The organism is Acidovorax sp., from assembly GCF_022763525.1.
In the GTDB taxonomy this organism is placed as follows: domain Bacteria; phylum Pseudomonadota; class Gammaproteobacteria; order Burkholderiales; family Burkholderiaceae_C; genus Acidovorax.
On sequence record NZ_JALEGG010000107.1, the window covers coordinates 1 to 6,383 of the forward strand.

Sequence of the window (6,383 nt, forward strand, 5' to 3'; positions counted from 1 at the left end):
ATCCCGCAAAGACCGCTGCGCGACCCCTGGGAGATCGTGAACAGGCTCTCGACGCGCCACAGCGGCAAGTATCATAGCTGCCGATATGAATACACCCTCCCCTCGCACCGCGCAAGCCCCCGCCACGTCCCGCACGCCCGACAGCGGCTTCAGCTACAGCCGCCCTTTTTTTGAGGAGCTGGTCGACCGCGCTCTGGCGCATGCCAAGAAGCTGGGCGCCACCGATGCGGGTGCCGAGGCATCGGAGGGCTGCGGCCTTTCCGTGAGCGTGCGCAAGGGCGAGCTGGAGAACGTGGAGCGCAATCGCGACAAGTCGCTGGGCGTGACGGTGTACATCGGCAACCGCCGTGGCAACGCCAGCACCTCCGATTTCTCGAACAAGGCCATCGAGCAGACCGTGCAGGCAGCCTACGACATCGCCCGTTTCACGGCTGAAGATCCCATGGCAGGCCTGCCGGACGCCGATGACATCGCCCCGGCCGACATGCACCGTGACCTGGACCTGTTCCACCCCTGGGCCATCACCAGCGAGGAAGCCGCCGAGATGGCCAAGGTGTGCGAGGCCGCGGCGCTCAAGACCCACCGCCGCATCACCAACAGCGAAGGCGCGGGCGTGTCGGCGCAGCAGAGCCATTTCTTCAGCGCCCACACGCGCGGCTTTCGCGGCGGCTATGCCAGTTCGCGCCACAGCTTCTCGGTGGCGCCCATTGCCTCGATGCCTGGCAAGAACGCCGAGATGCAGCGCGATGCCTGGTACAGCTCCATGCGCAATGCCGCCGAGCTGGCCTCGCCCGAGGCCGTGGGCCGCTACGCTGCGCAGCGCGCGCTGAGCCGCCTGGGCTCGCGCAAGATCCCCACCACGCAATGCCCGGTGCTGTTCGAATCCACCCTGGCCGCCGGCCTGCTGGGTGGCTTTGTGCAGGCCGTCAGCGGCGGCTCGCTGTATCGCAAGAGCAGCTTTTTGCTCGATTCGCTGGGCAAGATGGTCTTTCCCAAGCACATCGACATCCTGGAAGATCCGTTCATCCTGCGCGGCAAGGGCAGCTCGCCGTTTGACGAAGAGGGTGTGCGCGTGGCGCCCCGCAAGGTGGTCAAGGGCGGGCGTGTGGAGGGCTATTTCCTCAGCAGCTACTCGGCTCGCAAGCTGGGCATGAAGACCACGGGCAATGCCGGTGGCTCGCACAACCTGATCATGACCTCGCGCCACACGCAGGCGGGCGACAACCTGGACGCCATGCTCCAAAAGCTGGGCACGGGCCTCTTCGTGGTGGAGCTGATGGGCCAGGGCGTGAACTACGTGACGGGCGACTATTCGCGCGGCGCAAGCGGCTTCTGGGTCGAGAACGGCCGCATCGCCTATCCGGTGCACGAGATCACCATCGCGGGCAACCTCAAGGACATGTTCAAGGGCATCGAGGCCGTGGGTGCCGACGCCTACAACTACGGCGCGAAGACGGTGGGCTCTATCCTGGTCAATCGCATGAAGGTCGCGGGGAGCTGACACCAGGGCTGTGGCGCAAGCCACGCAACCCACACGAATCGCCACGCTGGAAAGGCAAAGGCCCTCGTTCGCTGCGAGGGCCTTTTTGCTTTTGCAGGATGTGTTGTTCCCGCTGCTCTGCTACGAGCGGCCTGCCTGCGCACCCGCCAGCAAGGCACGCACTGCGGCCTGCAGTACGGGCGTGGCCTCGTCCCCGCTGAGCAGGCCTGAACTCACGAAGGCACCGTTGATGAGCACGGCCAGCTGGGCTGCCAGTTCCTCCGGCCGTGGGGCGTCCAGGCGCTGGGCAAGGCCGTGTAGCCGGCTGCGCAGCGTCACCATGTGCTGCTGCGCCACGCGGCGGGCGGGATGGTCCTGCTCGGCAAATTCCGCCGCCACGTTGATCTGCGGACATCCCCGGTAGTTGGAGCGTGCGAGCCGCTCGCCGATCCACTGCATGTGGGCCTCCAGCTCGCCAGCCGGGTCGTTGGCATGCTCCGCCGCCACTGCATCCCACAGGCCCCAGAAATCCACATCCTCGCGCTCCAGAAAAGCCACGATGAGGTCGTCCTTGGTGGGGAAGTAGCGGTACAGGCTGGTCTTTGCCACGGCCGCTTCGGCCACCACCAGGTCCACCCCCACGGCACGCACGCCGCGTTGGTAGAACAGGCTCGATGCCGTGTCGAGGATGCGCTCGCGCACGTCCTGCACGGGCTCGCTGGAGGCCGTCGCAGCGCGCCGTGACGCAGGCTTGGGGCGGGCGCCTGGCGCGGTTGCCGGGAGGGGAGGGGGAAAAGAATGTGCAGCCACGCTTGACATGATACAGACCTGTCTGTAATCTTCAAAAAACAGACAGGTCTGTATCGTCAATTTTCACTCCCCTTCTTTCCCGAAAGGTTCTCCATGACATCCTCTGTTTCTTCCATCGCGGTGTACGGTGCCAGCGGCCATACCGGCCAGTTTGTGGTGCAGGAGGCCTTGCGCCGTGGCCTGCGCGTGGTGGCCGTGGGGCGCAATGCCACCCGGCTGGCTGCGCTGTTTCCCTCGGGGGTGGAGTGCCGCGTGGCGGCGCTGGACGACCCGGCGGCGCTGGTGCAGGCCTTTGCCGGTTGTGGCGTGGTCATCCATTGCGCGGGGCCCTTCATGGACACGGCCACCCCGGTGGCGCAGGCCGCGCTGCAGGCGGGCGCCCACTACATCGATGTGACCGCCGAGCAGCCCAGCGCCCAGGCCACCTTTGCCGATCTGCAGGCGCCCGCCGTGGCTGCCGGGCGCGTGGTGGTGCCTGCCGCTGGTTTTTATGGCGGCCTGGCCGACCTGCTGGCCAGCGCGCTCGCCGCGCCCGGCCCCATCGACGAGATCACCGTCGCCATGGGGCTGGACCGCTGGTGGCCCACCGAAGGCACGCGCCTGACGGGCGAGCGCAACAAGGCGCAGCGCCAGGTGGTGCAGGGCGGGCGCCTGGTGCCGCTGGTGCCCGCTGCCGACGTGCCCGACTGGACCTTTGCCGCGCCCCTGGCGACCTATGCCATGGTCGAACTGCCGTTCAGTGAGACCATCACCCTGGCCCACCACCTGCGGGCCGATACCATCCGCTCACTCATCAACCGCTCCGCCTTGGCAGACATTCGCGATGCCAGCACCCCGCCGCCCACGGCCGTGGATGGCAGCGGCCGGTCGGCCCAGCGTTTTGAACTGGTGGTGCGGCTGGTGCAGAACGGCGTGGTGCGGACGGCTGGGGTGCGCGGCCAGGACATCTATGCCGTGACGGCGCCCCTCGTGCTGGAGGCCGCGCAGCGTCTGATGGCCCCGGCGTACCAGCGCATCGGTGCGCTGGCCCTGGGCGAGGCGGTGGACCCTGCCGATACGCTGCGGGCGCTGAACGGCCAGGCGCTCGAAGTCTTTGGCGATGTGCAGATAGCCTGAAAAGCGACTCCGAGTGTGCGTGCCAGCCGCGATCCATGGCCGGGACAGTCGGGCGGGTCGCCAGAACCCAAGGCGATATGCTTCGCGCATGCCCCTTGAGCGCCCGCACCCATTGCCCTCCAGCGCGCCCTCTGCGCCATCGAAGCAGACATCGGGTGCGGCCATTGCGCCGCAGGACCCGGCCCTGTTGCGCCGCCTGCTGCGCGCCAAGGACCGCATGGACGCCGCATCGCACGAGGCCTGGTCCGTGCAGCGGCTGGCCGAGGTCAGCGGCGTGTCGGAGGCGCACTTCGCCCGCTCGTTCCGGCAGGCGTTCGGCATTCCACCCCACCGCTACCTGCTGACCCGCCGCATTGAGCAGGCCACCACGCTGCTGCGCGATACGAACCTGCCCATCACCGAGATTGCGTTTGCCACCGGCTGGGAAAGCCTGGGCACCTTCGGGCGCATCTTTCGCGACATCACGGGGATGAGCCCCAGTGCGGTGCGCAGGGAGGCCCAGGCCAATGCCGCGCCACTGGACCGGGTGCCCGCCTGTGTCTTGAAGGCCGCGCAACGCCCCGACCTCACCACAGCAGTTTTGGAGAAGCGCCGCCGCCTGGCGGAAGGTACAAATCGGTCCTAGAGCCTGTTCAAGGTCTTTTTGGAGTCGCACAAGTACCTTGCCGGGATGGGATGCAAGGCGCGGTGGGCAGCCAATAGCGCGGCTATTGGCAAGCGCCGCAACGCCGCAGACAGCCCGGCAAGGCACTTGCCCGAAGGGTTGGAGTGAAATCGGGCGATTGGAAGCCCCGGCTGCTTGCATGGGCACGAGCCCATGCGGCGCATCCGAAGCATCCACTCCTCCCGATTGCACTCCAATGCGATCTCCAAAAAGACCTTGAACAGGCTCTTAGCAACCAAGGAGATCTGATGACGAAGAACCAAGGCATTGGTGTGGTGGGGGTGTATGTGGACGACCAGGACGAGGCGCTCGCGTTCTATGTGGGCAAACTCGGGTTTCAGGTGCACACGGACGTGCGCAACGGCCCCTACCGCTGGCTGACAGTGCAGCATCCCGACCAGCCGGGCTTTCAGCTGGGGCTGTTCACACCCGGCCCGCCCATCCACGATGCCGCCACGGCGCAGACGCTGCGCGCCATGGTGGCCAAGGGCGCCATGCCGCCGCTGGTGTTGCATGTGGCAGATTGCCGCGCTGCGTATGCCCGGCTGCGCGACCAGGGTGTGGAGTTCACGCAGGCGCCCGTGGACCGGTACGGCAATGTGGATGCGGGTTTTCGGGACCCGGCGGGCAATGGCTGGAAGATGATCCAGCTGGCGGCCGGAGGTGGGCAATGAGCGCCGGTGTGGGTGCTGGCATCCGGCGGTTTCACCGTTGGGTGTCGATGGCGTTCACGCTGACCGTGATCGCCAACTTTGGGGCCCGAGGGATGGGTTCAGGCCCTCCGCCGGATTGGTTGACCTATGCACCCCTGCCGCCGCTGGCGCTGCTGCTGATCACAGGCTTGTGCCTGTTCGTGCAGCCGTATCTTCGGCGGCCTGCAGTGCCATGTGCGGCAGGTGCCGAGGACATGAGGCCGGGGTGATGGCCTGAGCGATGGCTGGGGTGGCGGCCGGCAACTACCGCCCGTCCGCAAATTTGGCCAGCAGCTGCAACACACCCTCCACCGCAGGAGAGGGCGTTGGCTGGCGGCGGTACGCCACTGCCATGGGGCGCATGAGCGGCGGCTCCAGCGGGCGAATGTGCACGTCTGCCGATCCCTGCAAGTCTTCCACTTCTTCCAGCGGCAGCAGCGCGGCGCATTGGCTGGCACCCGCCAGGCTCTTGAGCGCGCCAGGGTAGCTCAGGGCCAGAAAGGGGCGGGGGTAGTGCCCGGCCTGGCCAAACCACTGGGCGACCAGGCCGTGCATCTGCGTGGCCGGGGCAAACGAGGCCCAGCGCCGGTGGGCGAGCCAGCCGGGCGTGACCCGCTCGGGCGCCTGCCACTCGGCTGGCAGCAGCGCAACCATGGAGTCGTTACGCCAGGGCATTTGCCCGATCTCGGCCATCGGCGGCTGGGGGCTGGCGACGATGGCCACATCGAGCGTGCCCGCCTGCAGGCGGCGCATGGATTCGGCCGAACCCACCGCCTCCAGCCGGATTTCCACGCCCGGGCTGCGTTCGGCCAGGGCCTCCAGCATGCGGGGCAGCAGGCGGGTGCTGACGCCTGCCGAAACGCCCACGCGCACCACGCCCTCACGCCCCGAGGCACGCCGCCGCACCCTTTCGAGCAGGTCATCACAGCCGAGCAACAGCAGGCGCCCCTCCTGCACCAGCAGTTGGCCCGCTGGCGTGAGCTCTGCCTGCCGCCGTCCTCGCACCACCAGGTCAGCGGCCAGCCGCGATTCGAGTTCCTTGATGTGCAGGCTGACCGTGGGCGGAGCCAGGTGCAGTGCTTGGGCTGCCGCCGCAAAGCTGCCCAGATCGGCAATGGCCACCAGCGTCTGCAATTGATCGAGGTTGAGGTTTCGCATCAGGATTTGTGAATTGAAGCTTCATTGAATTCAACTTTACAGATGTTAGGGTGAATCCGACCATTGCGGGCATGACGTTCCACACTCCGCCCTCTGCTCCGTCCGACTTGCCCGACTCGCTACATGCCGCAGATCCGCAGCGCTTCGGGTCGCTGTGGGGACGGACGATGCAGCGGTGGAGGACGAGGGTGAAGCTGCCCGAAGGACTTGTGCGGCGACTGGCGTTCCTGGGCGACCGACTGTCGCGGGCCGAGCAGCAGGTGACCGAGCGTTTCAGGGTGCCGCCTGGCGGAGGTTGAGCAGCGCGGACCCGATCTTCCGCGCGCCTCGGATTCAAGCAAAAATGTGTGCCAGCGCCTGATATACAAGCGCAAGCAGCTATCAAATCAGGAGTAATTGCAGAAGACGCGCTCAGTCTCCTGCCACCCGCGCCGCAATCGCCTCGCCCACCTGCGTGGTGCTG

At 67.0% G+C, this 6,383-nt stretch carries 6 protein-coding genes; 4 read left to right on the plus strand and 2 right to left on the minus strand.

Going from position 1 to position 6,383, the window contains the following annotated elements:
• Window positions 1-85: 85 nt before the first annotated feature.
• Complete coding sequence (pmbA, locus tag MRY84_RS08665) at window positions 86-1,501, plus strand: metalloprotease PmbA (protein WP_291505326.1); 1,416 nt, start codon at window positions 86-88, stop codon at window positions 1,499-1,501.
• A 120-nt stretch (window positions 1,502-1,621) separates the two neighbouring features.
• On the opposite strand, the gene MRY84_RS08670 is transcribed toward pmbA, so the two are convergent.
• The gene (locus tag MRY84_RS08670) at window positions 1,622-2,191 is read right to left on the minus strand and encodes a TetR/AcrR family transcriptional regulator (RefSeq protein ID WP_291505327.1); all 570 of its coding nucleotides are present in this window, start codon (window positions 2,189-2,191) and stop codon (window positions 1,622-1,624) included.
• Between the two features lie 192 nt (window positions 2,192-2,383).
• On the opposite strand from MRY84_RS08670, the gene MRY84_RS08675 reads away from it, so the two are divergent.
• The 3 genes from MRY84_RS08675 to MRY84_RS08685 all read left to right on the plus strand — a co-directional run bounded on the left by MRY84_RS08675 (window position 2,384) and on the right by MRY84_RS08685 (window position 4,744).
• Complete coding sequence (locus tag MRY84_RS08675) at window positions 2,384-3,406, plus strand: saccharopine dehydrogenase NADP-binding domain-containing protein (RefSeq protein ID WP_291505328.1); 1,023 nt, start codon at window positions 2,384-2,386, stop codon at window positions 3,404-3,406.
• 88 nt (window positions 3,407-3,494) lie between these two features.
• Window positions 3,495-4,031, plus strand: a complete 537-nt coding sequence (locus MRY84_RS08680) for an AraC family transcriptional regulator (RefSeq protein ID WP_291505329.1) — start codon at window positions 3,495-3,497, stop codon at window positions 4,029-4,031.
• Window positions 4,032-4,318: 287 nt separating this feature from the next.
• Window positions 4,319-4,744, plus strand: coding sequence for a VOC family protein (locus MRY84_RS08685; RefSeq protein ID WP_291505330.1), 426 nt, complete (start codon window positions 4,319-4,321; stop codon window positions 4,742-4,744).
• Between the two features lie 282 nt (window positions 4,745-5,026).
• On the opposite strand, the gene MRY84_RS08690 is transcribed toward MRY84_RS08685, so the two are convergent.
• Window positions 5,027-5,920: a LysR family transcriptional regulator gene (locus MRY84_RS08690; RefSeq protein ID WP_291505331.1), complete on the minus strand. Its 894-nt coding sequence runs from the start codon at window positions 5,918-5,920 to the stop codon at window positions 5,027-5,029.
• Window positions 5,921-6,383: the final 463 nt, after the last annotated feature.

What these genes read in the sequence shown, in the direction of transcription:
- pmbA (WP_291505326.1), top strand. Translation starts at nt 86, where the DNA reads ATGAATACACCCTCCCCTCGCACCGCGCAAGCCCCCGCCACGTCCCGC.
- MRY84_RS08690 (WP_291505331.1), bottom strand. Translation starts at nt 5,920, where the DNA reads ATGCGAAACCTCAACCTCGATCAATTGCAGACGCTGGTGGCCATTGCC.
- MRY84_RS08685 (WP_291505330.1), top strand. Translation starts at nt 4,319, where the DNA reads ATGACGAAGAACCAAGGCATTGGTGTGGTGGGGGTGTATGTGGACGAC.
- MRY84_RS08675 (WP_291505328.1), top strand. Translation starts at nt 2,384, where the DNA reads ATGACATCCTCTGTTTCTTCCATCGCGGTGTACGGTGCCAGCGGCCAT.
- MRY84_RS08680 (WP_291505329.1), top strand. Translation starts at nt 3,495, where the DNA reads ATGCCCCTTGAGCGCCCGCACCCATTGCCCTCCAGCGCGCCCTCTGCG.